Origin of the sequence: Ignatzschineria indica, from assembly GCF_003121925.1 — a bacterium.
Taxonomy (GTDB): Bacteria; Pseudomonadota; Gammaproteobacteria; order Cardiobacteriales; family Wohlfahrtiimonadaceae; genus Ignatzschineria; species Ignatzschineria indica.
The window spans coordinates 52887-77723 of record NZ_QEWR01000004.1 but is presented as its reverse complement, the minus strand read 5'-3'; the positions used below and the strand labels follow the sequence as shown (position 1 = coordinate 77723).

General features: G+C 38.9%; 21 protein-coding genes, 2 tRNA genes and 1 pseudogene. 13 read left to right on the top strand and 11 right to left on the bottom strand.

Annotated elements, in window-relative coordinates; all coding sequences use genetic code 11:
* Window positions 1–43 precede the first annotated feature (43 nt).
* Complete coding sequence (locus DC082_RS07775; protein WP_109236501.1) at window positions 44–727, top strand: cytochrome b/b6 domain-containing protein; 684 nt, start codon at window positions 44–46, stop codon at window positions 725–727.
* A 283-nt stretch (window positions 728–1010) separates the two neighbouring features.
* Here the strand turns inward: DC082_RS07775 and DC082_RS07770 are convergent, their stop codons facing one another.
* The gene (locus DC082_RS07770; protein WP_109236500.1) at window positions 1011–1772 is read right to left on the bottom strand and encodes a tyrosine-protein phosphatase; all 762 of its coding nucleotides are present in this window, start codon (window positions 1770–1772) and stop codon (window positions 1011–1013) included.
* 178 nt (window positions 1773–1950) lie between these two features.
* On the opposite strand from DC082_RS07770, the gene DC082_RS07765 reads away from it, so the two are divergent.
* Window positions 1951–2040, top strand: a tRNA-Leu gene (locus tag DC082_RS07765).
* A 112-nt stretch (window positions 2041–2152) separates the two neighbouring features.
* On the opposite strand, the gene DC082_RS07760 is transcribed toward DC082_RS07765, so the two are convergent.
* The 4 genes from DC082_RS07760 to DC082_RS07750 all read right to left on the bottom strand — a co-directional run bounded on the left by DC082_RS07760 (window position 2153) and on the right by DC082_RS07750 (window position 4887).
* On the bottom strand, window positions 2153–2524 hold the full coding sequence (locus DC082_RS07760) for a PAS domain-containing protein (RefSeq protein WP_109236499.1): 372 nt from the start codon (window positions 2522–2524) through the stop codon (window positions 2153–2155).
* Between the two features lie 353 nt (window positions 2525–2877).
* On the bottom strand, window positions 2878–3591 hold the full coding sequence (gene ric, locus DC082_RS07755) for an iron-sulfur cluster repair di-iron protein (RefSeq protein ID WP_109236498.1): 714 nt from the start codon (window positions 3589–3591) through the stop codon (window positions 2878–2880).
* 1 nt (window position 3592) lies between these two features.
* Window positions 3593–3733: a hypothetical protein gene (locus DC082_RS10765; protein WP_157957423.1), complete on the bottom strand. Its 141-nt coding sequence runs from the start codon at window positions 3731–3733 to the stop codon at window positions 3593–3595.
* 23 nt (window positions 3734–3756) lie between these two features.
* The gene (locus DC082_RS07750) at window positions 3757–4887 is read right to left on the bottom strand and encodes an NnrS family protein (protein WP_109236497.1); all 1131 of its coding nucleotides are present in this window, start codon (window positions 4885–4887) and stop codon (window positions 3757–3759) included.
* 223 nt (window positions 4888–5110) lie between these two features.
* Between DC082_RS07750 and hmpA the strand changes: the two genes are divergently transcribed.
* The 5 genes from hmpA (at window position 5111) to DC082_RS07725 (ending at window position 10785) form a co-directional block, all read left to right on the top strand.
* Entirely contained in the window at window positions 5111–6292 is a 1182-nt protein-coding gene (hmpA, locus tag DC082_RS07745; RefSeq protein WP_109236496.1) for an NO-inducible flavohemoprotein, read from the top strand.
* A 76-nt stretch (window positions 6293–6368) separates the two neighbouring features.
* Window positions 6369–6806 (top strand): Rrf2 family transcriptional regulator, encoded by a 438-nt coding sequence (locus DC082_RS07740; RefSeq protein WP_109236495.1) that lies wholly within the window; start codon window positions 6369–6371, stop codon window positions 6804–6806.
* A 631-nt stretch (window positions 6807–7437) separates the two neighbouring features.
* Window positions 7438–7857, top strand: a complete 420-nt coding sequence (locus tag DC082_RS07735; protein ID WP_268245784.1) for a site-specific integrase — start codon at window positions 7438–7440, stop codon at window positions 7855–7857.
* A gap of 83 nt (window positions 7858–7940) precedes the next feature.
* Window positions 7941–9887 (top strand): AbiJ-related protein, encoded by a 1947-nt coding sequence (locus DC082_RS07730; protein WP_229821678.1) that lies wholly within the window; start codon window positions 7941–7943, stop codon window positions 9885–9887.
* A gap of 4 nt (window positions 9888–9891) precedes the next feature.
* Entirely contained in the window at window positions 9892–10785 is an 894-nt protein-coding gene (locus DC082_RS07725) for an HNH endonuclease (protein ID WP_109236492.1), read from the top strand.
* Between the two features lie 322 nt (window positions 10786–11107).
* Here the strand turns inward: DC082_RS07725 and rhuM are convergent.
* Window positions 11108–11683 (bottom strand): annotated as a pseudogene (gene rhuM, locus DC082_RS11105) (RhuM family protein); the annotation flags it as partial.
* Window positions 11684–12001: 318 nt separating this feature from the next.
* Between rhuM and DC082_RS07710 the strand changes: the two are divergent.
* Together DC082_RS07710 and DC082_RS07705 are read left to right on the top strand one after the other, a co-directional pair.
* Window positions 12002–12892 (top strand): hypothetical protein, encoded by an 891-nt coding sequence (locus DC082_RS07710; RefSeq protein ID WP_109236490.1) that lies wholly within the window; start codon window positions 12002–12004, stop codon window positions 12890–12892.
* 107 nt (window positions 12893–12999) lie between these two features.
* Window positions 13000–14253: a hypothetical protein gene (locus tag DC082_RS07705; protein ID WP_109236489.1), complete on the top strand. Its 1254-nt coding sequence runs from the start codon at window positions 13000–13002 to the stop codon at window positions 14251–14253.
* A 216-nt stretch (window positions 14254–14469) separates the two neighbouring features.
* On the opposite strand, the gene DC082_RS07700 is transcribed toward DC082_RS07705, so the two are convergent.
* Window positions 14470–15768 (bottom strand): CitMHS family transporter, encoded by a 1299-nt coding sequence (locus DC082_RS07700; RefSeq protein ID WP_109201611.1) that lies wholly within the window; start codon window positions 15766–15768, stop codon window positions 14470–14472.
* Window positions 15769–16239: 471 nt separating this feature from the next.
* On the opposite strand from DC082_RS07700, the gene DC082_RS07695 reads away from it, so the two are divergent.
* Both DC082_RS07695 and hflD read left to right on the top strand, forming a co-directional pair.
* A complete protein-coding gene (locus tag DC082_RS07695) occupies window positions 16240–16935 on the top strand; it encodes a DUF1345 domain-containing protein (protein ID WP_109236488.1) in 696 nt (231 codons plus the stop codon).
* A 360-nt stretch (window positions 16936–17295) separates the two neighbouring features.
* Complete coding sequence (gene hflD, locus DC082_RS07690) at window positions 17296–17898, top strand: high frequency lysogenization protein HflD (protein ID WP_109236487.1); 603 nt, start codon at window positions 17296–17298, stop codon at window positions 17896–17898.
* A 135-nt stretch (window positions 17899–18033) separates the two neighbouring features.
* On the opposite strand, the gene DC082_RS07685 is transcribed toward hflD, so the two are convergent.
* Window positions 18034–19002, bottom strand: a complete 969-nt coding sequence (locus DC082_RS07685) for a KamA family radical SAM protein (RefSeq protein WP_109236486.1) — start codon at window positions 19000–19002, stop codon at window positions 18034–18036.
* 51 nt (window positions 19003–19053) lie between these two features.
* Between DC082_RS07685 and miaA the strand changes: the two genes are divergently transcribed.
* A complete protein-coding gene (gene miaA, locus DC082_RS07680) occupies window positions 19054–19989 on the top strand; it encodes a tRNA (adenosine(37)-N6)-dimethylallyltransferase MiaA (protein WP_109236485.1) in 936 nt (311 codons plus the stop codon).
* A gap of 55 nt (window positions 19990–20044) precedes the next feature.
* Here the strand turns inward: miaA and DC082_RS07675 are convergent, their stop codons facing one another.
* From DC082_RS07675 to DC082_RS07665, 3 genes are all read right to left on the bottom strand, one after another.
* A complete protein-coding gene (locus DC082_RS07675) occupies window positions 20045–20980 on the bottom strand; it encodes a TAXI family TRAP transporter solute-binding subunit (RefSeq protein WP_109236484.1) in 936 nt (311 codons plus the stop codon).
* A 181-nt stretch (window positions 20981–21161) separates the two neighbouring features.
* Window positions 21162–21238, bottom strand: a tRNA-Asn gene (locus DC082_RS07670).
* Between the two features lie 108 nt (window positions 21239–21346).
* On the bottom strand, window positions 21347–22186 hold the full coding sequence (locus tag DC082_RS07665) for a transporter associated domain-containing protein (protein ID WP_109236483.1): 840 nt from the start codon (window positions 22184–22186) through the stop codon (window positions 21347–21349).
* Window positions 22187–22445: 259 nt separating this feature from the next.
* Here DC082_RS07665 and mrcB point away from each other — a divergent pair, with 259 nt between their 5' ends.
* Window positions 22446–24803 (top strand): penicillin-binding protein 1B, encoded by a 2358-nt coding sequence (gene mrcB / locus DC082_RS07660; RefSeq protein ID WP_229821676.1) that lies wholly within the window; start codon window positions 22446–22448, stop codon window positions 24801–24803.
* Window positions 24804–24837: the final 34 nt, after the last annotated feature.

Genomic DNA, 24837 nt, shown 5'->3' with positions numbered 1-24837 from the left:
TTATGATTTCTATAGAAGAACTCAATTGATAAGGAGAGAACAGATGATAAAAGTGTGGGATTTACCAACACGCCTCTTTCACTGGCTATTAGCGCTTGCGGTATTAGTATGTGTCTATACATCCTATAATTTTTCAGATTATTACGACTTAAAGTTTTTAGGAAGCTACTCGGCAATGGCGATTCACCAATATGCCGGTACATTGATCCTTGCACTACTCATATTCCGTCTTATCTGGGGAATTATTGGCGCAACAACAGCACGTTTTAGCAACTTTGTTCGTGGTCCTTACCACATTATGCAATATCTTAAAAAGTCGGTTACACCTACCGAAGGGCATAATCCTTTAGGGGCGCTGATGGTTGTTGCCTTGATCCTTCTACTCCTCATCCAAGTCGTAACAGGTCTCTTCTTAGAAGATAATACCTATATGTTTGCCAATGCTCCTTTAGCAAAACTGGCAGATAGCGATATGAGAAGCAATATGATCGCAATCCACGGAAATGGTCGAGCTGTACTCCTATGGTTTATCGGATTACATATTACAGCGGTATTTGCTTACCTTATTGTTAAGCGCCAAAATCTTATTCGCACCATGATCACCGGTACAAGAGATCGATCTGCAGCGCATACCGAAAAACCGGTGTCAATTTCCGCAGATCGCCCGCTTATCGGCCTTGCTTTAATGATCATTATTATCTTCTTAACTTTTTATATTCTCTTCTAATATGCATAAACAACCTAAAAGTCTCTTTCTTAACTCCGTAGCACAGAGGCTTCTCTATGCAGCAATTCTCTTTATACCGCTCACAATCCTCCTCTATTGGGCATTACAATAGAGCTCATGGGGCAAAGAGGGATCGAAAAAGAAGATCATAAAAAGCAAAAGCAACCAATAAAAAGAGCGATCAACCGATCGCTCTTACTCATTATGATTATTCTATTTTAATCTCTGAACTCAGTATTCCGGCACTCTAGATAACTCAACTAATTTACATACAGCATTGGAGCTATTTTAAGAGTACGTTCTTCAGTGCTTCTGTATCGACCTTTAAAACCTTTTCCACATAAGGCACTGCACCCCCATAATTTTCGACTAGCGTCTTATCTAAGACATCTAAATATTCTGGTGCAACATAACGGATCTTCTTAAAGAGTGCTTCAAGCTCTTCACTAATAGTCAGATGATGCCCTGCCTTGCGGCGATTCTCTCTAAAGAGCTGATGGAGTGCTTCGGCATAACGATTAGACTCCAAGTAATTTTCCATAATATCGTCATACGGAACGCCTAGAACTGAAAGAATCAGATAACTCATCACCCCTGTTCGATCTTTGCCGGCACTACAATGATACACAACCCGTTCATTCGCCAAAATAGCATCAAAAACCGTCTTAAACTGCACGGCACCACAGGTGGGGAACTCTTGGTACATCTTTTCAAAAAGTCGCCCAATATCTTCCGATTTTAGCTCACTCAACGCAGAGATCTGATCAGGACTAAAAAAATTTCCCACATCGATCGGTTTCGCCTGATAATCGATCGAATCGAGTATCAATTTAATACCCTCTCCCTGCTTTTCCCCTTCAAGGCGAAAATCGACAACAACATCAGGCGCTAGTGATTGAAGTAGATCCATATCATTAGGGGTTGCAAAATCGAGCAGAGCACTACGATAGATCCGCCCATCCTTGATGGTAGCGTTTTCCGCAGTCTTCAATCCGGTAAAACTTCTAAAGTTTACAATTTTTTCAAAATTAAATAGTTGACCCATCGATTAAAACCCTTATACTCTATAACCCTTAGTTAACAGACCTTTTCGGTAGATCATCTATCCTACCATGTTTTCGATTTAGCAGGATAGTCCACCAACAAATGAATCATTTTTAATCAGCTGTTGCTTTTTAGAAACTTCCCCTGTATCATTTGTCTTCTACTGAGTTACACCTAATGCCTGGGTGGCGAAATTGGTAGACGCAGCAGACTTAAAATCTGCCGACCCTTATACGGTCGTGCCGGTTCGATTCCGGCCCTAGGCACCATTACAAAGTCTCAAAGCCCGCTATTTAGCGGGCTTTTTGCTGTCTGGAATTTTAACTATCACAGATCTTGTCACAAGTAACTCCAATCAACCAAACATACTTCTTAGCAAGACTAGCCAGTTACTTTTCGCGCAATAGAAACACTACCTTGCACCTGATTTTGATGATCTTTAATCAGCGCAAAGCTCATCTCTACATATAATTTTTGTGTGCGATCTTTATGGAGCGCGCGAGTGACTGTCGGCTTTCCGGATAATTTTAAATTCCCACTCTCAATTGCTACATAAAATCCATGCCAATGTGGTTTACGTAGATGTTCAGGAATAATCAAATTCAGACTTTCCCCTAATACTTCCGCCTTAGAATATCCAAATAGTTCACAAGCAGCCGCATTCCAATAACCAATAATCCCTTCACGATTACTGTAAATAATCGCATCATTCGCTTGCTCAATAATCCACTCAGAAAGTTGATTGCTCTCCATAAAATCCTCCCTACGCTATATTGCTTATTTTTTTGATTTATTATCTTTTATAGTGAAATCGGCTTAAAGCTACCTAATTAAAGATTCTATTTAAAGGTCGATGCATAACTGGCGAGAATGGCTGCTCACTTTTAGCAACTCCGCGCCGGCAATTATAAAAGCACTTTTTAAATACAAATGACTATATAACTTCAAAAGTTAGCATGATGACCAGCATATAACCACACAAAACTAAAAAATCACCGACACGAGATCGCTCTCCTCAATCTCGTACCAGCAATTATGGCAATGATCCTTCAAACACGATAACTATAAAGTCAGTCTACTCTTGTTTTATATCGCAATCATCCGTACTACGACAACGCTTTTGCACGACGAATTGCTTCAGGAAAGATCATATTATTTTCAATATGAATATGCTCATGCAGATCCTGCTCAAATTTTTGTAACTGCTTCATCATCACCCTATAGCTCTGACAAGCATCGGCGGGAATCGTATAACCGGCAGTTAATTGCGCTATTTTTCTAAAACGCGCCCCTTCTTGATCATGCTCGTGCATCATAACTGATATAGGCATCTCGATAGAACCAAAACAGGTGCTATCTTTTGCCGCTTCATCATTTTCTAACATCTTATAAATAAATGGAAATAAAATCGTATCTTCCTTTCTTAAATGGCTCAGTAGATCATTTAATGATCCCCGATATAAATCAGCTACTTCGACTAACTCAGGATACGTTCCGCCGTGTACATTTGCGACCTTTTCACATAGCTTCAGTAGTTCTGGACCTTTTTCCCGAATTTTTGCATGATGATATTTGGTAACATAATCTACTTGCAACTCTAGTGGCCACTCTTTGAAATTAAAATTACTACGAGTTGCCTGCTCCTTCGCTTGACTCAGTGCCTCGATTAATTTATCTGAATCAATATTTTTATCAGCCACAATGACTGATAAAAGCTTATCGCCACCACAACAGAAATCAATATCATAAGCGCTGAAAACCTCTGAAGTTGCAAAATTATCTGCGACAATATTCCCAATTTTTTGATTTAAATAATCCATATTAACCTCCACAACATCCGCAACAAGGCGCACTCTCTTCTTCATTTGATGCTTCAAGCTCCGCATCTTCTGATGCCGAATCATTAACTGTTTCTGTCTCATCAATTTCGTGAAGATCTTTCTGAATTTCTTTCGGTTTCATATAAAACTCCTTATATCCTAATTTTAAGCTCGACTTTTCGTTAATAAAATCGGCAGATAGCAATATAAATAGATGATAAAAGCTGAGCTGAATAACACCGCGCTCGCTATCAGTAATAATTGATTGTCTGTCATAATCGTGGCCATAACTCGGATCACAACACTAAGTAAAATAAGCATAAACGCCGCCTTCATAAAAGGCGGAAGAATCATCGCTCTTCCCGTATGTCCAAGCGCTGTTCGCGCCATCATGCCAATGGTCAACGCACCAATACCGCCTATCGCAATCAAATGCGTGGAAAGCGACAAATACTTTAAATTGACACTATAAGCATACGCCAGCACGAAGATACCGATCGTTGTGAACAAGAATCCTACATGCAAAATCCATAGTAGTGGCTCTTTTAAAATACCGGGATTCCACCAACGATATAACTGATAACAATTCGTGCCGGCAACAATCACACCGAGTGCGAGAACAACTACTTTAGGAAGATTGAGCACCATTACGATCATCATCAATACAGGGAGCAAAAAAGCAATCATCGTCAATGGCTTTGAAAACTGATTCGTCTGCTTTAAGGTAATGCTCGTAAAAAAAGGTGTAACTCGACTTCCAATTAAGCCAATGAATGCCGCAACACCAAGCAATCCTAACTGCATCACCGTTAATAATGATATTTTGATAACCCCTATCATCGCCATGCAAAAGAGAATATTAATACTGCCAAATAACAACAATACAATCGGCACTAAAATATTGGGATAGTTCTTACTTTTAATCAGCGCGATGAGCATAAAAATAGCCGCACAACCATAAAATAGCGAATCAAAAACCGTAGAGAGATAGATCGCCTGACTTACTGGCAGATAAACAAATAAGCGCGCTAATACCCAGAAGATCAAGAGCATTAATAATTGATAATGACGAACCGGCGGTGTATTAGTCCAATTACTCACAGCCGTTAATAAAAATCCGACGATAATGGCGCCGGTAAACCCCCAAATCATCTCATGCCCATGCCAAAAAAAACTTGGGTAATGCTGATTTCCTTGAAAGCCGAGCGGATACCAAAGCAAAATAATTAACGCCACATACAATGCCGCTGCCGCATAAAAAGGACGAAATGCGTAGGAAAATATTGTTTTAAACATAAACGCCTCACCTCTATTAAGATGTATTTACTATACATCTATTTAAAATCCCTGTATACACAGATTGTCAATTCCACCATACAATAGAATACAATACAGCTATAACGAAGCCTTAAAACCAACAAGATATGTCGCATTGAGTAATTTTAGATCTATTTCAAACCTTTCCATTCGCATTCATTTTTAATAAGATGTATTTTTTAGTTATCTATCTGGAGACGAAATGTTATCAGCACAGCAGATTGAATTAGTACAAGGAACCATTCCGGCCCTACGAGAAAATGGCACCGCTTTAACTACCTATTTTTATCAAAGAATGTTAAAAAACTCCCCTGAACTTAAAGAAGTTTTTAACATGGGACATCAAAGAAGCGGTGGACAAGCTAAAGCATTAGCCGATGCCGTATTAGCTTATGCCGAAAACATTCAAAAACTAGAGGTTTTAGGTGATGCGGTAAAACATATTGTGTCTAAACACGTCAGTTTAAATATTCAACCTGCGCAATATGATATTGTCGGTGAAAATCTATTACATTCCATCAGTGAAGTTCTCAGCATTTCCATGGAGAGCGATCTCATTTCAGCATGGGCAACTGCTTATCAACAATTAGCAAATCTATTAATTGCCGCAGAAAAAGAGGTTTATGCGGAAAACTTATCCCAAACAGATGGCTGGAATGGTTGGAAAGACTTTATTGTCGTGCGCAAAGAGAAAGAGAGTGACAATATTACCTCCTTCTATTTAAGCGCCGCCGACGGTAGCTCACTACCGAAATACAACGCCGGGCAATTTGTCTCAGTTCGTGTTGATGTGCCGGAACTTGGCTTTAAACAGCCGAGACAATACACGCTTTCCGATAGCGCAAATGATCAAGTTTATCGAATCTCCGTCAAGCGAGAAGATGGCGGTTATGTTTCAACAACCTTACACAAGAACATCAAAGAAGGCGATCATCTGGAATTAACCTCTCCTACCGGCAACTTCTTCTTACAAGATCAGGAAAAAGAGAATGTCTTCATCAGCGCCGGCGTTGGAATTACACCAATGATCTCCATGCTTATGACTTTAAAAGAGCATGATGCTAAAATGCCTATCACTTTTATTCACGCATGCAAAAATGAGCAAGTATTCGCAATGAGGCAACAACTCAATGATGCAAAAACTGCGCTACCGCAACTCAAGACGTTCTTAGCCTGTGAAACACCAAGCGATAAGATCACCTTTGATAAAATTGGTCGCGTGGATTTATCAGAACTTGATAACACATTATTGCCAGAAAATGCCGATTATTACATTTGTGGCCCATTAGCGTTTATGAAGGCACAACATCATGCGTTAATAGAACGAGGTATTTCGCAAGAACAGATTCATATGGAGCTATTTAATACCGGCAACATTGTGTAATCGCACCGTAAATAATGAAGGATTAGGAGAATATGCTTTATAATGTCGTGATATTTTTAAAGCTGAAAAATTTATTATGCAATTGAGCAAATTTACCGATTTAGGCATTAGAGTTTTACTCCTCTTAAGTGGAACGACCGATAAAACCTTAACGATTGCCGATGTCGCCGACCGATTAAGTGTCTCCAAGAATCATTTAACGAAAATTGTACACTTTATGTCCAAGCAAAAGTGGGTATCCACTATTCGCGGTAAAAATGGCGGCATTCAATTAGCAAATTCTCCTGAATCCTATAAAGTTGGCTATTTAATTCGAGTATTAGAAGAGAGCCTTCATACGAATCACGGCATTGTTAACTGTCATACGCCAAGATGCGTTTTAACACCAGCTTGCCGATTACCTTTTCTTCTTAATGCTGCAATGAATCAATTTTACAGCCATTTGGATCAATACAGCTTACAAGATATCCTTAGCTATCCGATTGAACATATTATCCCTTTGAAAATTAATTAGCCGGCACTTCTCTACCTGAGAGCTCCACATTAAAAATCTGCCATACATCAACCTCATGTAGATTACAGCGGCATACTGTTTTTGTTAGTTTTAGCCTAAAAATTCAATTTTAAGGGCTTTAAAATTATTTTTGTGATGAAAGCTAGGGATAAGCAATAAAATGCAATATTGGCGGTTTTTGATGCGTCCCTTTTCTTACAGGTAACGTGTAATACTTCAATTGTAAGCTGTATTTCTAAGACCTAAAAGTGTACGGATTGCTCCAACTTTTACTCCAACTCAAAGGTTTTATATAACAATATATATATTTAATTTTTAGCTATCTTGCTGATATTATTAGATATACCATTATATATGTGTCCCTAAATTTCCGGCCCTAGGCACCATTACAAAGTCTCAAAGCCCGCTATTTAGCGGGCTTTTTGCTGTCTGGAATCTGACTTGTCGGAAAAAATGACGGAAACAGACACCTTTTTATTGCCCTTTATGCCCTACTTTAACTTCCTAATTAAGTACAATATTACGAAATCCAAATCTATCTCTGAACAAAAGAATAGACTCAATAAGTACGGACAAATAGCACATGAAATAAAATTACTTACTATTATACTGGTAGTAAAAACTAGACTTAATTTTCCTTTTTGCCTTAGAAATAGCAATGCGCCAAAGTGAAATTACAACACTCACATGGCAACAAGTTAACTTAAGAGGAAAGTACCTCACATTGATAGAAACCAAAAATGGTTATCGTAGGCACGTACCTCTAAGTAGCAAAGCTATCCAGCTACTACAGATCATGGCCCCTAAAAAATCAGGAGACATCTTTGGCATTGATGCAGATACGGTTTCAACACTTTTTAGAAGAAGCGTTAAGAAATGCAAAATAGAGAACATAAGGTTTCATGACACAAGACACGAAGCATGTACTCGATTAGCCCAACTAATTCCCTTACTAGATTTAGCTAAGATGATTGTCCATAAAGATATTAAATCCTTGATGATTTACTATGATGCAACACCTACAGAAATAACAGATAGCAAACAGGCTTAGGTAAAAGAATCCCTCTCTCTTTTTCAATATATAATTGTTATAGTAATCAATAATCAAAATTCATGATTACTGGGAAAATACTAGTGAATACTACTCAATTTAAATACCCTAAAAAAGCAAAACTAGATATTATTAAAATTCTAATATCTGAAGAAAATCGTTTATTTAAAAATATCGAGGCTATTGACTTTTTTGATGAAATTCTTGATCTCAGATTATTACCAACTACAGATCCCCGACCTGAGTATAACGATGCATTTAAAGACCTACAGCAACATTATATTAATAACCCTGACTGGTCTTTAAAGTATATATTCCTAGAACACCCTCCTTTTAAATTTCTCGATTCTGATGATATTTTCACAAAACTACTAAATCTGATAATCTCACCAAAAGTAAACTCAAATGAAAATGACATAAAGTTCTTTTACCACTCAATAAATCCAATATTAAAGCTCGATAAACTTGAGTATAAAATACAGTCATATGATGACTCAAATCTACCTATTTATAAAATAGCAAAATTAGATGAACATGATGCCCTAAAAAATATCCCAAACAATAAAATCACATTCTACATTTCTAATGCATCTAATTTATCTATGCCAAAAGAGTCAGAGTATTTTATTCTAACGCCTACTACAAATTGGAATGATTATGGTTTAAAAAATGGGTTTACCTTATATTTTTACAACAACGATATAGAGCAACGTATTGGCGAACTAAAAATAATTAACACCTACGAGAAAAGTTCCATAGAAATCTTAAAAAAAGCTTTCTCACAACTTCCTGATGAATTCTGTTCTTTAGCAGAGGACATAAGTTTCTATAGAGAAATACGGGCTATCTTTAAAAATGGTTATTTATCAATTTTAAAGGCATTAAATGACGTTGCCTTTTTCCCTATTCTAGAAGAAAAATTTGATACCCTTCCTTCATTCCAAAGCAGCCTTATTCGCTATGATAAACAAGAACAATTACTTCGCCAAGCAAAATTCTTAATTGATAATTATGACTTAGATAATCTATATAAATTTAATTACACTTATCAATCTGGAGAAAATGAAGTTTTAGCAAACTTTTCATTCTCAGAAAATATCCCTCTAGAAAGGGTGTATGCGATTATAGGAAAAAATGGTGTCGGAAAAACTCGTTTAATATCAAAGCTACCGATAGACATAGCTAAGCAAAAAGCCATGCTTTTTTCTCCTAAGCTACCCCTCTTTAGTAAGATAATAGCTGTTTCTTATAGCGCTTTCGATAAATTTGAAATCCCTGATCCTGAAGCTCATTTCAACTATCTTTATTGTGGCCTACGCCAAAAAAATGAAAAGAATGAAATCACTTCTCTTTCTGAGACTGAACTAAATAATAGGTTCAAATCATCTATTACAGAAATTGAAGGACGAAACCGATTAGGTGAATGGAAAGTTATTTGTGAAAATTTTTTCTTAACTCAAGAGACTGAAAAATGGCTAGAGGAAGCTCCTAACTCAATAGGTTATACTTTGAAAATGGATGCAGTTGAACAATCTATCGAGCAATTTAGCTCAGGGCAAAAAATTTTCATTTATATCATGACAGAGATTCTTGCGAATATTAGACTTAACTCACTAATAATATTCGATGAACCAGAAACTCATTTACATCCTAATGGAATATCTCAATTAATTAATAGTATACATATGCTTGCAAAAAAATTTAGATCATTCTGTATCATTGCAACACACTCTCCAATTGTTATACAAGGCTTATTATCTAAAAAGGTTTATATTTTAAGGAATGAAGATGGAGTAATGAGTTTATCTCATCCTACCATTGAAACATTTGGGGAAAATCTTACTGTGCTTACTGAAGAAATATTTGGAACAAGAGATATACCAAGTTACTTTAAAGAAGAAATTCAAAATTTAATACAAGAGCGATATAGCTATGAGAAGATCGTTGATACTTTAACAAGCAACAAAGACACTCCTTTAAGCTTAAATGTATCTATTTTATTAAAAAGCCTATTAAAAAAAGGGGAATGACAAAATGAGGAACTTAAAACATTACTCTGAGTCTAGTTCTGATTTCTTAGATAAAGTTATCCAGTCTAAAAGAACAAGAAAAAATGATATCTCTCCTCCTTACAAAGAAAGAATAACAACTCTTTCCTCTCGTATAAAAAAGAACTTTGAAGAATATGAAAATTGTTTTGAGCGTAACAACCTAGAAGATCTTACCCCAAGACATACCTATAACTCCAAAGAAGAAAAAGATATTAAAGAGCTATATAGTTATTCTTCTACTCATTTTAAACAATTAAGAAAAAATATTTTAACTTTAGATGGTAACAGACAATTAGATACTTGTCAGTACTGCACTATCGATAGCATCAGCTCATTTGATCATATCGCTCCACAGTCAATTTTCCCCCAGTTTTCAGCACATCCTAAAAACCTATTCCCAGCATGTTCTATTTGCAATACAAAGAAAGGGAATGCTTGGCTAAATCAAAACTCAGAACTACATGTATTAAATTTATATTTAGATATACTACCTGAGACTCAGTACCTCTTTGTCAAAATAACCAAAGAAGATGATTCTTTTTCTGTATCTTTTTTCCTTGAAAATCGAAATAACATATGCCCTGAATTATTTCAGAAAATTGAAAATCATTATACAACTTTAAATTTACTAGAGAGATTCTCTCACAAAGCTTCCGGTATTATTTCCGAATTTGAAACTACTATAAAAAACTTTTTGAAATATCCTCTTACATTCGAGGATATTATACAGACTCTAAGTCAGATAACAGCTGATAAGTCTCGTATAACAGGACTGAATCATTATAAAAATGTTATAGAACTTGAGTTATGTAATAATTATGAGTTCAAAAAATTTATTAGTAGCAAATACCTTACTACTAATAGAACCACATCCTAAAATGAGTCAATTATTGCTCCAAATAAAAAATGCAATATATATTTTTTATCTATCCCTAATTTCAACAACGTGATTGATAAAGCTACATATATAGCTATATATACTTTTAAGATTCCGACCCTAGACACCATCACAAAGTCTTAAAGCCCGCTATTTAGCGGGCTTTTTTCTGTCTGGAATTTGATTTGCTCCAACTAATATTAAATTTAGATAGTATCGCATGAGTCGAGCATTTCCCTCATTATGCAAGAAACTAAAGCATTAACTTCTAACCAGAGTCTTACCTCTGAGCTTCTCTTGGAGTTTTGAAGATTCCCACTCCTTATTTTTTATCTCCTACTAATGTTTCAAGTGTACGAAAATATTGCCGTTCTCCCTCTTTTTCTCTATTTTCTCTGCATCTTTTTACAAAAAAATCATACTCTGTGCCAGCTTTTGATCAGCTAGTTTTTTTAGTGATCGTTCCCGCTCCATCCAAGACTGCTCTCTTATTAAATTCTAAAAACTGATCTGGTTTTTCCGTCCAATCTTTCAAGAAAACTTGTTTACGATGCTTTGCTTGATTCTCTGCAAAATCAAACCACATAATTACGATTTTTTTGAATCACTTGGAAAAATTATGTTGTTTCCCTCAAAGTCGGATCATAATCCGCTACCATAGCAAAAATCTCTCTCACTCTTAGATAAACATCCCGTATAGCTCGAGTAATTCATCAAAATAATCTGGAAAAAATAAGTTTGCCGCCGGTATGTTTTTAAGCTGCTCATCATCAAGGACAAAACCTTTCGTTAAATATTCACCTAATATACGCGTTGCTCATTTCCGAAATTAGGCCTCTCTTGTTGAACGAGCGCGATAACCAACGATAAAAATCACATCTGAATTATAATGATCAATTTTATCTGAAAGCCTTTCTACTACACTATTTTCGAACTATCCGGAATTTCCGGATAGTTGAATTTTTACACAGCTCTTCTTCATCAAAAATATAATAAAAACCAAAAAGATAGAACCTAAAAAATAAATGAAGAACTTCTATCTCCTCATCATATCGATTAAAAACAAAATGTTTCACATAAAACATTTTAAAAAATAATGACTATATCGATCGATAAGTCAAAAAGTAAGATAATTTAGAAACACTTAAAATATCGCCGGTTTATAATGTGAAAATAATTTAAAAATATTGATTGAAGCGATACTTTAGGAGAGCTTATGAGAAAAGCCGCGATGATGCTCTGTGCAGTAGGTTCTATTGCTACAGCTGCTTATGCTACACCTTTCACCTGGAACAGTGGTTTTGGGCAAGGTTATCTTGAATATAGTTTAGAAAATAATGACGGTGCCGAGCTATTTATTAGTTGTAATGTAGGGGCCGGCGCGGATTATGATCATGGCGTTACTATCTACTTTCAAGGGAATCAAGTCCCTGCCTACGATGATGATGGCGTACTAGCACCGATTGAACTTGCCATTGATGGGCGATCCTACTCCGTTCCGGAAGAGACCTTTAGTGATAAAGGCGCTCGGGAATGGAATCAACTTACACAGGCGCTCTCTCAAGCGAGCTTCTTTGAGCTCTTTTGGAATGGAGAATACTTAGGGGTATTTAACCCACAAAATAGAGAGATTAGCAAAGATCTTGCTGATTGCCGGGCAATGCGAGATCAGAATAGTCAGGATATCGAAACCGCTATCGATACAGTCAACCCTACCGCGAAGGAGCAGAAAATAGCGACTAACCACTTAGACTCCTCGGCATTATCAGCGCCTAGTTCCACACTGCTCGCAGCAGAGTACCGTGTTAGCAGAGAGACACCTAATAGCTCAATAACGATGATTCTTCTCACAGCGCCTCATAGCACAGTAACAATTCAAGATATCTCTCTCAATCAGGGAAATTGTCCCCTCTTTAGAGCCAATCAAGGTGCGATAACAGGTCATGAACATCTTCCCCAAGCGCTTAAAGATCTTTACGGCACAAAATCTGCCTTTCCACTAACGATCAAAGCAGGAGAAGCGAGCTATCTTCTCTTTAAAAACTGTCCTGATCCCAACACTCTCGAGATCAAAACAGAAAAAGGGAGTGAGTTCATCACCTTTTAAAGACTCGGTTTATTTCTGTTTATTTATATATTGAATCATTGAGTCTTCTAATAAACAGGATCAAATCCCCACAAATCCGATATTAATTATTGAATAGAGAACTATTTATGAAAAAAGTATGGTTACTTGCACTTCCGCTCATTATCGCGGGTTGCGGTGAAGATAGCGCTAGAATTGAGACAGTAAAAAACTCCTTCATGGATGATGAAAGAACAATCCAAGTTGGTAAAATTCTTGATAATCGCAAAATCTGTAAAAAAACTGATTGGAGTAGCGCGACAGATAACCTTGGTCGAGATCTCGTCGTCTATGAGTGTCAATTTGTCGATTCGTCTAAAGAGTTTAAAGCACGTAGAGATGCTCTACTCTCCTCCCTTAAACGCATGCTTCAAGGTGAGTTAACGGCAGCAGAAACAACAGCGAATAATCTTCAAAGTAGTGCAGAGCAACGCTTTGATAATAAGATTGAACAGATCGATAATATAATCGCCACTGCAGAAGAGCAACTGAAGGCTCTTAATGAAAATCCTCTCGTATCGCCAACGGATTTAGGCTTCAATAGCTATGCTATCGATGGCTTATCAGGAATCGAATATCATATCTCGATGCTAGAATCTCTCATCGAAAAGTTCCAACAATTTAGAGATGATACGCCACCGCCCAATCCTAACGATTTCCAATATCCTCTCGATTACCAAAACAATCTTTCGATGTGGAAGAGTATCCGTAGCTCAAGAGTTGAAAATTTTCGCCATAATCTGATTCGCAGCGATCTTCCACCATCACTTTTAAATAATCTGATATTACCGCTCTATTTAACGAATGATACAAGGTTTCATGGTGCACCGCTCTCTGACATTTATCTCCAAGAAGCAGATTTTGATACTATCAAAGCAAATCTCCCCAAGATTGAGGCTGAATTGCAATCACAGATCAAAGATCTTTTAGTCGCTCGCTATGAGTTGGTATCCAACCTCCTAACAGAAGGGATCGCTCAATTGAAGCAAGAGCGAAAAAATCTTCTTGCTGATCGCCCTGACCTCTCCGATATTTTACCCCGTAACGAATATCAACGTTATGAAGCTGCTCGAAATGAGGAAGCACGTCTTCGGGCTATTTTAGATAATTTTGATAATTACACTGCGGATTACTACAAAGATTTCCAATATCAAAACATCAAAGAGACATTAGTTTGGGTCGTCAATGATCGTAAAGAGGTCTTCTTCCTTGAAGGAGTTGTGGAAGGGGATCGAAATAGATCTAACGATACCCTTTTTGAGTACCAAAACTACTTCTATATCCTCAACAACTATGAGAATAACAATGTTATTGACTACCTACAGTTGAGCAATGAACCATAAGCCATTATGTCCATAAAGTTAGTCCATAAAGTTGCTCTATAAAGTTGTTCTATAAAATCGTTCACAACATAGTAATAAAAGCGAGATCACAATCACGAGTCAGGTTATTCTCGATTGATGACTCCTAGCTATTAAAAATCCCTAATAGTCGCAAGCTCCATCGATTTTGCGTCTATTAGGGATTATCTATTTTCGTTTAGCCTATTGCGACTCTACTTATACCGCAATAACACCCATAATAATGGCTGCAATCAGCAATAAGATACCAATCGCCCACATCCAGAAGAAGGAGTAGCGGATATAGCGTCCCATCTCGATATTCGCCAAACCAAGCGCGAGCCATAGTGCAGGAGAGAAGGGGCTAACAAATGTTCCTACAATATTACCAACAATCATCGCATAAGCTGTTGAAGTTGATGCTATTCCATAAGTTGTCGCTATTTGGTCAACAACGGGCAGTAATGCAAAGTAGTAAGCATCTGTACTTAAAAGAAGATCGAAAGGTAATCCTAAAAAGCCAATAATTAGATGGATATAACGCCCCATAAATTCCGGCATAATATTGATAAGATCTTGCGCAATAGAGGTTAACATTCCTGTACCATTTAAAACGCCCAAGAAGACGCCGGCAGCAAGAATAATTGACGCCATCGATAAAGCATTAGGCGCATGACGTTTAATACACTCATTCTGTAGCTGAATTGTTCTGAAATTCACCGGTAAAGCGATCGCAACCCCGATCATAAAGGCAAATCCTGCCGGAATAATTCCCGTCACTAAGATAGCGATGATGCCAATCGTTAAAAGGAGATTAAAGAGATAAAGTCCCGGCTTAAGATCAGATGTCATCGGCGCTAAATCTTCATCACTTCCCTCTACCTCAGATGATGCCGGCAATGCCGCAATACGACGCTTCTCACGCATTCCCAAAACGGTTGCTAAGCCTACCATAAGAATCATTCCCACAACTTGCACAGGAATCAAGGGACGCCACAATTCCGTGACATCCATATCGATTACACTCGCCGTTCTTCCTAATGGCCCACCCCATGGGATCATATTCATGATACTAGCACTTCCACCTATCAAGAGAACTAGAAGGTAAGGGCTAATGCGCATCCGCTTATAGAGGGGCAATAGTGCCGGGATTGTAATTAAGAAAGTAGAGGCTCCCGAACCATCAAGCTGCGCAATTGCAGCAATAATCACACTGCCGATACAGATCGTAATAATATTCCCACGAGTCAATTGGATCATCTTATTGATTAAAGGATCAAAAAGACCGGCATCTTGCAAAATCCCGAAAAAGATAATGGCGAAGATAAACATCACCACAACATTCATCACCGAGCCTAAACCCGATTTAAAGAATCCTCCGATCTCTTCCATTCCAAAACCCGCTACTAACGCGCCGATGATCGGGATCAATGTTAGGGCCACTATCGGGATCACTTTCCCCCGAATTAATAAGGTAACAATTGTTAAAATTGTGGCAAATCCAATAAGACTTAGCACTCCATTCTCCTTTACTGTTTTCTATATAAAAAGTTATCTAACTTCGTTTAACTACTTATAGAGGAGATTAGAACGAAGAACAAGAAGTTAAAATGATTTGTCTACAAATTAACTACATTTAATCGCGAATTTAATCGTACTCAATTCCATAAAACTTCTTTTTTGAGAATTATCTTAGACAAATAGCGCTCTTTTCTTCTCTCGCTTTAAAAATATCTTTACGCAACTTAATATTTATTCGATATAATTCTTCTATCAATTTTGAAAAATAATTCAAAAAATTTAATGCTTTTAGAGATCTTTTAGAGATATTTAAGAGATATTTAAGAACACTCAGAAATATTCAAAAATACTCAAAAAATACTTAGAAACACTGAGAAACTCTTAAAAAAGCCTTAAGAAAACTGAAATAAATTTAGAAGATCCAGATTTAAAATCTCGATATCTGAGCACACAAAGGGAACGCGCATTATGCAAAAACCTCATGCAGAAAGAAAAAATTTTCGCACCATCCACTTTATCCACAATACAATTCTTTCTCGCCCTCGCTTTATCGTCTCTCTCATCGTCGCTATTACGACCTTCTGCCTCTTAATCTCGAAACATACCCCCTGGATGAGCTTTATCATTAGCTGGAATGCCTTCTCTTGGGTCTATATCCTCTTCTTAGCACAAAAAGTGATTCGGCATAAGAATCGGGATATTCGCAAGCTCACAAGTAATGAGGATGAAAGCGCGCGAATGGTTCTCTTCTTTCTTCTTACCGGTTGTTGCGCAAGTCTCCTTGTCCTCTTCTTTGGTCTTGGCGGACATGATGGGTTAACCGGAGATGAAAAAATTCTCCAATATGTCTTAACGGCATCAACACTCATCTCCTCTTGGCTACTGCTTCCCCTCGGATATACGATGCATTATGCCCATCTCTTCTACAGTAGCCCCGATATTGAGAAAAATCCTTGGCTCCTCTTTCCTGATAAAATTACACGTCCTGGCTATCTCGACTTTATGTATTTCTCTTTTACCATTGCCGTTGCTTCACAAACAGCAGATGTCGAGATCGCCTCAACACCGATGAGACGCGCCGTACTATTACAATCGATCGTCTCTTTTATCTTCAACATGGCGATATTAGGCTTATGTATTAATATCTCCGCAAGCCTCTTTTAATGTTTTTGCAGAAAAAGTATCGGCTCTGTTATGATTTACAACAGCTACAACAGTTACAATAGTTACAATAGTTATAGGTTAATAGACTTCAACAGCGGTCATAGCTCTTCACCATTTCCTCAACAGAGATCAAATGGATGAATAATATTAAATAATATTAATAAATAAAATTACTGGATAAAATTAGTGGGTAAAATTGATGGGAACTAAATTAGACCTACTCTCAAAGTGATGAAATAATAGTGGCCAATCACATTGTAAAATGTGACTTATATAAATTGATCTTAATCAGTTAGCCTTAATGAATCAGTCTTAATGAGTTAGACTCAATAATCTATCGAAAGGATGAAATAGAAGGGAATGAATAGAAATCAAGTCATTGCACTATCAGCGGTACTCCAATCTGCGATGTTAGTTGATCGAATTGCAACGGTCGGTTCTATCCCTAATGAGGAGCGTAATCCGCTCCTCCACAGTATCTTCGTCCTAAAACCTGAGAATATTGATGATGTCTATGATGGTGTGAGCAATATCAAGCCGGGATTATCTGCTTTTGCACAAGGATTGAAAAATGTGCCGGCACCGGCAAAAATCTACCTCTACTCCCTTATCTCATTAGAGGCTTCTCTTAAAAAGAATCAGGAGATGCTCAATGTTTTAGGGGCAGGTCTTGAAAATATCGCCTCAAGATTACAGCACTTTGAGATTACCCATGAGAATATTATTGCCGCAATTGCAGATCTCTACTCTCAAACACTCAGCAAACTCACCCCACGCATTATGGTTAAAGGAGAACAATCGATTCTCTCTCAACCCCATATCGCCAACGAGATCAGAGCTCTACTACTTGCCGGCATTCGCTCAACGATGTTGTGGCGCCAATATGGTGGTTCGCGCCTCAACTTACTGCTTCCATGGAATCGCATCCCCCAAACAGCACATGAGATTCTCTTAACGATCTAAGAAATTATCTGCAGATATTAGAGATTAGCCATTAGAGATTAGCCATTAGAGATTAGCTAGTGGAGATTAGCTAGTGGAGATTAGCTATTAGAGATTATCCACAAATACTCCCCGATAGATACTATCAAGAGAGATCTAGGCTAAAACACGCTTTCCCTCGCCTTCTGGTATCTCAATAATCAGGCGTGGAATACAGATTCCGGAGATCTCTTCCCGCAATGCGTTGATCAATGCGATACCCTGCTCATTACTCACGACAAAATGGCTCGTACCGCGCGCTAGATCCATCTGATGGAGATAGTAAGGTTTAACCCCATTCTCGACAAAGGTATACATCAACTCCTTCAATGCCGGAAGATGATCATTAACCCCTTTTAATAGAACAGATTGGGAGAGCAACATCACCCCCCTGCTTCGTAGAGCTCGTAATGCAACTCGCCCCTCAAGAGAGAACTCCGCTGCATGATTCGCATGAAGGACCACAGTAACCATCTTTCCTTGCGCCATGACCTTATCAAACAGTGTTAACAACTCCTCAGAGATCTTATCAGGAGAAATAAGAGGAATACGCGAATGAATCCGAATACTACGCAGATGTGGAATTGCTGCAAGTGCCAATAAAACCTCTTCTAATCGCCGAATAGAGAGGATTAATGGATCTCCCCCTGTTAAAATCACCTCCCACAACTCTTCATGCTGGGCAAAGTAATCGAGCGCATCTTGAAGCTCTGACTTAGTTAGATTCTCCCCCTTTTGCCCGATCATCTCTTTACGAAAACAGAAACGACAGTAGACTTCACACAACTGAGTAATCTTTAGAAGCGCCCGATCTCGATAACGATGTACCACGCCGGCGACAGGTGTAAAGCGGCGATCACCAATGGGATCATCTAACTCTTCTGGCAAAATATGACTCTCTGCGACAGAGGGAATAAATTGTCGCAATAGAGCATCCCGATCCTCTTTACTAGCGCTAACGATCTGTTGCTGCATTGTCGGACTAATCTTAATCTGAAAGGATCGAGCCACCTGCTCAATCTCCGCTCCAGGCTCAAGTAACTTTTCTGTATAAAGGTCATCTAAGGTCGTCCAATACTGACTCATTGCGCTATACTATCCTGTAAAAAATAATCTTATTATCATAAAGGATTTTACATGAATAAGAGAGTAATTTGTTTGATGGGCCCCACCGCTACGGGAAAAACGGAGCTTGCAATGCGAATTGCTGATCAAATTCCGGTGCGGATTATCTCTGTAGATTCAGCCATGATCTACAAAGAGATGAATATTGGGACAGCAAAGCCAGATAGAAAAACATTGAAGCACTACCCCCATAGCTTAATCGATATCTGTGAGCCAACAGAACGTTACTCTACAGCAGAATTTCGCCGTGACGCCCTTACTGAGATAGAAGAGAGCTTCTCTGCCGGAAAAACACCACTTCTCGTCGGCGGGACCTTTCTCTATTTTCAATCTCTTTTAGAGGGAATCTCCCCGATCCCACAAGTCTCTCCTGCGCTTTTAACACAGTTAACCGAGCGAGCGGAGATAGAGGGATCAGCGCAATTACATCAAGAACTCAAAGAGATTGATCCCGATAGCTTCCAACGCTTAAATCCTAATGATACACAGCGGGTAATTCGGGCGTTAAGTGTCTATCTTGAGACCGGGAAACCACTTACTCACTACTGGAATCTTCCGAAAAAGCCGGGAATTCAGTATCCTTTTCTTAAAATTGCTCTAGCTAATAATGATGAGAAGAGAAGAAATCAGCAGATCGCCAATCGTTACCATAAAATGATCGATGCTGGTTTAATAGAAGAGGTTGCAACACTCAGAGAGAGATATCCTGAACTCAATCTCGATTACCCTTCAATGCGTGCTGTCGGCTATCGTCAAATATGGAATTATCTCGAAGGAGAGATGACTTTAGCTGAAGCGGTCGAGCGCGCGATTATTGCCACGAGACAATATGCGAAAAGACAGAGGACTTGGTTAAGAAGCGAGGAAGATCTCGCCATATTTGAGGTCAATACCCCACACTATACGCAAAAAGCACTCGATCAAATTCTACACTTTATCGATCATTAAATTTCGATAATTAGGTACTAGAGTAACGCTAGATCGGATAGATCAAGATTAGCGCCTAAGATTGAGCTTCTGCAGCTAATTCCGCTTGAAGCTCCTCTTGTAACTCTTCGATAATATCATCCCCTACTTCATGAAGCGGCGTTTGTAGATTATTATAGTTCAGAAGAATCGAAGCCTCCGTAACAGGCAGTGAGCGATTATATTCAAGCTCATCGATAAAGCTATTCATCAAAGCTTCTAACTCATCACTGTCATATCGATTATTAACAGCTAAGAGATGCCGGATACTGAGCGTCTCTATATCTTCAGGAATACGCCAGTAGAGCTCTTTCGGAACAACTGTTTTATAGAAATAACGATGTTTTTGAAAAAAGTTTTTCGGGAGTGCCGAAACGATTGAGAGTGGTTCACCGCCACAGAGTGTATTGAGCTGTCGCACAATACGGCTCGGATGCGCGCCCGTTACAAAAGCAACGTTGATCTCAAAACTACAGAAGTAATCGATCAACTCTTGAGAAGAGAAGTGCCGAAGCGGTATTTTTTTGCGATTAATATTCATCGCCCTTAACACATCCGCTAAAACTTTTGTCTGCGTCGGCTGATCTAGAACACCAAAACTTTGACCTTCAGTGAAGAGTTCATCACGCGAAATGCCTCTCGAAACCACAGTAAAGGCCTGATGATAGAGGGGTAATACTAACTGAAAATCATTCGCCAATGATTCATTATAGAACTGCTCCGTAGTGATAATAAAATCATACTCTCGTAATGCCTTCTGATCGAGATCACCTTGATCATAGTAACGTTCTAGACAACGATGATAGGGATGAATCACCTCATAACTCATACAGAGATGATCACTAATTGCACGATCGATCTCTGAAGGCGTCTGTCTTAAGATCTTAATCTCTCGGCGATCATTGTTATCTCCTGCAGCCCATTGTAACGCGCAAAAGGATAACATTAGGATCACTATAAAAAATCGTCTCATCGATCCTCTCTTAGCCTCTTATTTAATTGAGGTTGATATCAACATATTTTGGTCCATACTCTACTTTCTCTCTGTCCAATATATCGATACCGCTCTATACAGTCTAAACTTTTGAATATAAAAAATTTGCGTATAAAAATATAAAAAAGCCCGAATCATATGATCCGGGCTTTCCTTAATTTGGCTCCTCGACCTGGGCTCGAACCAGGGACCCCTTGATTAACAGTCAAGTGCTACTACCAACTGAGCTATCGAGGAATTAAGAATTGTTATTCTAGATAAAGTGCCTCTTTCTGTCAAACAAAATTATGCTGTTGTTAATTAATTGAACAAAAAATATAACAACAGATCTTATCAATGGGAAAGTTATTGCGCCTCACGCTCTTTAAAAGAGAGCTCAACCTGACTGATATAGTTGCCGGAGAAAGGTAGAATCTTAAAGCACATATCATCGATGATCACCTGATCATTCTCTGCCGGAAGACTTCCTGCTGTCTTCATGATCAGTCCGCTCAATGTCTCTACATCCTCCTCTTCAATCTCTCTTTGGAAATAGTGATTAAATTCCTCCAAAGGGATTAAAGCATCAATCACGTAGAGATTATCACTCAATATCTTGACCTGCTCTGCCGGCTCTTCTCGACGATCATGTTCATCATCAATATCACCGACAATCTGTTCTAAAAGATCTTCAATGGTAATCAACCCAGAAACTGAGCCAAACTCATCAACGACGAGTGCCATATGAATCCGCTTCATACGAAAGTCATTGATCAGTGCGGTCACAAACTTGCCTTCAGGAACATACTCTACAGGACGGATGAGGGGTTTAATATCTAGCTCTTTCTCACCAATATAGGGAAGCAGGTCTTTTGAGAGAAGCACCCCAGCGATCTCTTCATGGTTATCTGATAAGACGGGAAAACGGGAGTGACCCGATGCAATAATACGCTCTAAGATTGACTCTGGCGATTCATCAATGGCGATCGTGATCATCTTCGCTCTTGGCACCATAATGTCACGCACAATCTGTTGCGAGCCGGCAATGATAGCGCGAATCATCTCTAATGAGTCATCGCTAATTAATCCTTGATTCTTTGCCTCTTCACAATCTCGAATCAAGCCTTCAATACTAATATCTTTATGTTTATCGAACCCTAGTCGTTGCAACCAAGATTCGCCTTTCCTACTACCTTCTTCAGCCATTATCTCTATTCACCTCTATAGAATTTAAATACTAATAGGCTCATTATTTAACACGTTAAGATTATACCGATATTACTAAAAATGCTACTAAGAAAGTTGATATAAACTATTATTTTTCATTAGAGGGCGGATCTTATATAATGCAAAATCGTAAACAAAAAAGTAGATTGTTAAGATCATCTCTCTGAAGATCAAGATATCTATTGAGCCCACTACTTTTTAGACTACTCCCTATTTCAGAGCTGGTATCCGTTATCTCATGAAAAACAAAAAAAACCATCTAACTACTGGTGAACGTGCTAATCGTGCTGTGGCATACCTTATGCGGCTCATCATCTCTATTATTGTGATCGTGGCACTCGTGGCACTTCCAATCTTTGGCTATTTCATTATCAAAGCCGATCACGAGATTACCCCTGAATTCAAAAATCGCCAGTGGGCCCTTCCTGCTCGAGTCTACGCACGCCCCCTAGAACTCTATGCCGGCAAAGAGCTTAAGCCTAAAGAGATGGAGCAAGAGCTAGAGTGGATTCTCTACCGCTCCTCAAAATCTCTTCGTCAGCCAGGAACCTTCTACTTCGATCAAGAGAACAATCGCATCTCCGTTCATACTCGCCCCTTCACCTATAGCGATGGTACGGAAGAGTCACAGCAGATTGAGGTCACTTTTAAAAATAATCGTATTAGTAACATTAAAAATCGTACCACGGGGGAAGAGATCCCTTTGACACGAATTGAACCCCTCTTAATTGCATCGATCTATCCTACCCACAATGAAGATCGAATCCTTCTAAAGCGTGAAGAGATTCCCCCCATGTTGATCGATACTCTTCTTGCCATGGAAGATCGTGCATACTACCAACATTTCGGGATCAACCCGAAAGGGATTATGCGAGCATTAGTGACCAACTTTAAAGCAGGAAAAAATGTCCAAGGAGGGTCGACACTCACCCAGCAGCTGATCAAAAACTACTTCTTAACAAGCGAAAAGACATTAGAACGTAAAATTCAAGAGATGTTCTATGCGATCGTCCTCGATTGGCGCTTCGACAAAGATGAGATCTTGGAGGCTTATATCAATGAGATCTATCTCTCCCAAGATGGCGACCGCGCAATCCACGGTTTTGGTTTAGCGAGCGAATTCTTCTTCGGCAAACCGGTCAATGAACTCTCAATTGGTGAGATTGCAACCCTAGTCGCCGTCATTCCTAGCCCGAGTAGCTATAATCCACGCCGTAATCCTGAGATCGCGATCAAACGTCGTAATTTAATTATTGATGTCCTCGTTGAACAGAATCTCTTAAGCGAAGAGGATGCCATTATTGTTAAGGCGGAACCCCTCAAAATTTTAGAAAATCCCCCACCGGCAAAGACACGCTTTCCGGCATTCATTGAGCTTGTCTATAAACAGCTCAAAGAGCAGTATAGCGCTGATCAACTCAACTCAGGTGGCTTAAGAATCTTCACAACGCTCGACCCTATCGTGCAAAACTATGCTGAGCAGTCTGTGATGAATACATTAACGCGCATCGAAAAAGATCGAGGCCTTACGCCTAATATCTTACAAGGCTCCATTGTTATTGCGAAGAATAATACCGGCGAGATCGCCGCGATAGTAGGGGATCGAAATGTAAGACAAGCAGGGTTTAACCGTGCGCTCAATACCAATCGCCCTATCGGCTCTTTAGTAAAACCTTTTGTCTACCTAAGAGCATTAGAAGAGCCAAGTCGTTACTCTTTAGCAACACCACTCGATGATGCATCACCTATCAATCTTGTTATTGGTGGCAAAACTTGGAGCCCTAATAACTATGACCGTAGATTGCATGGCTGGGTTCCATTAATTACGGCACTTGCAAAATCATACAACTTACCAGTGATTCGGGTAGGAATGGATATTGGAATCGATAATGTCGTCGATACCCTCTATCGTCTTGGCGTCAATCCAATCAAATACAATATTCCTGCCGTTCCGGCATCACTCTTAGGATCGGTCGATCTTCCTCCAATTGAAGTCGCACAGATCTACTCTACAATCGCCAATAATGGTTACTATACACCGCTTCGCTCTATTCGCGAGGTAACAGATAGTGAGAGTAAGCTTCTTGCACAGATTGAGGTTGATCCTATCCAAGCGATTGAACCTGGCCCTAACTATCTCATTACAGATGCGATGATTGATGTTGTTAATCAAGGGACTGCCGGATCACTGCGAAATAGCCTCGGCAAAAATATTCGCGTTGCGGCAAAAACAGGAACAACGAATGATTATCGAGATAGTTGGTTTGCAGGCTTTACCGGCAATTATACAGCAGTCTCCTGGGTAGGACGTGATGATAATAAACCTATCAGACGTCTAACAGGAACTGCCGGAGCCCTTCCTCTCTGGGCCGGTGCTATGAAGAATCTTCACCTCGAAAGCATCGCTCACGATAAGCCGGCAAATATTGTCGATGTCGCAGTCGACCTCTCAACAGGACTGCTTCCTCCGAGAACATCCTGCCCCGATACTAAAATTAGAACGCTTCCTTTCATAGCAGGCTACCAGCCAACCTATGCAAGTGAATGCTTCTATATCCCAGAATCTCCGGAGTCTGGTGGGTTTATATTTGAGTAACATCCCCCTATATCGGGATGTAACTCTCACTGTA

Excerpts from the sequence above, each read along its gene's own strand:
- DC082_RS07775 (WP_109236501.1), top strand. The coding sequence starts at position 44 with ATGATAAAAGTGTGGGATTTACCAACACGCCTCTTTCACTGGCTATTA.
- mrcB (WP_229821676.1), top strand. The coding sequence starts at position 22,446 with ATGAAAAACAAAAAAAACCATCTAACTACTGGTGAACGTGCTAATCGT.
- DC082_RS07760 (WP_109236499.1), bottom strand. The coding sequence starts at position 2,524 with ATGGAGAGCAATCAACTTTCTGAGTGGATTATTGAGCAAGCGAATGAT.
- DC082_RS07740 (WP_109236495.1), top strand. The coding sequence starts at position 6,369 with ATGCAATTGAGCAAATTTACCGATTTAGGCATTAGAGTTTTACTCCTC.
- DC082_RS07770 (WP_109236500.1), bottom strand. The coding sequence starts at position 1,772 with ATGGGTCAACTATTTAATTTTGAAAAAATTGTAAACTTTAGAAGTTTT.
- ric (WP_109236498.1), bottom strand. The coding sequence starts at position 3,591 with ATGGATTATTTAAATCAAAAAATTGGGAATATTGTCGCAGATAATTTT.
- hflD (WP_109236487.1), top strand. The coding sequence starts at position 17,296 with ATGAATAGAAATCAAGTCATTGCACTATCAGCGGTACTCCAATCTGCG.
- DC082_RS07710 (WP_109236490.1), top strand. The coding sequence starts at position 12,002 with ATGAGAAAAGCCGCGATGATGCTCTGTGCAGTAGGTTCTATTGCTACA.
- DC082_RS07750 (WP_109236497.1), bottom strand. The coding sequence starts at position 4,887 with ATGTTTAAAACAATATTTTCCTACGCATTTCGTCCTTTTTATGCGGCA.
- DC082_RS07725 (WP_109236492.1), top strand. The coding sequence starts at position 9,892 with ATGAGGAACTTAAAACATTACTCTGAGTCTAGTTCTGATTTCTTAGAT.
- miaA (WP_109236485.1), top strand. The coding sequence starts at position 19,054 with ATGAATAAGAGAGTAATTTGTTTGATGGGCCCCACCGCTACGGGAAAA.
- DC082_RS07675 (WP_109236484.1), bottom strand. The coding sequence starts at position 20,980 with ATGAGACGATTTTTTATAGTGATCCTAATGTTATCCTTTTGCGCGTTA.
- DC082_RS07665 (WP_109236483.1), bottom strand. The coding sequence starts at position 22,186 with ATGGCTGAAGAAGGTAGTAGGAAAGGCGAATCTTGGTTGCAACGACTA.
- hmpA (WP_109236496.1), top strand. The coding sequence starts at position 5,111 with ATGTTATCAGCACAGCAGATTGAATTAGTACAAGGAACCATTCCGGCC.
- DC082_RS07695 (WP_109236488.1), top strand. The coding sequence starts at position 16,240 with ATGCAAAAACCTCATGCAGAAAGAAAAAATTTTCGCACCATCCACTTT.
- DC082_RS10765 (WP_157957423.1), bottom strand. The coding sequence starts at position 3,733 with ATGAAACCGAAAGAAATTCAGAAAGATCTTCACGAAATTGATGAGACA.
- DC082_RS07685 (WP_109236486.1), bottom strand. The coding sequence starts at position 19,002 with ATGAGTCAGTATTGGACGACCTTAGATGACCTTTATACAGAAAAGTTA.
- DC082_RS07705 (WP_109236489.1), top strand. The coding sequence starts at position 13,000 with ATGAAAAAAGTATGGTTACTTGCACTTCCGCTCATTATCGCGGGTTGC.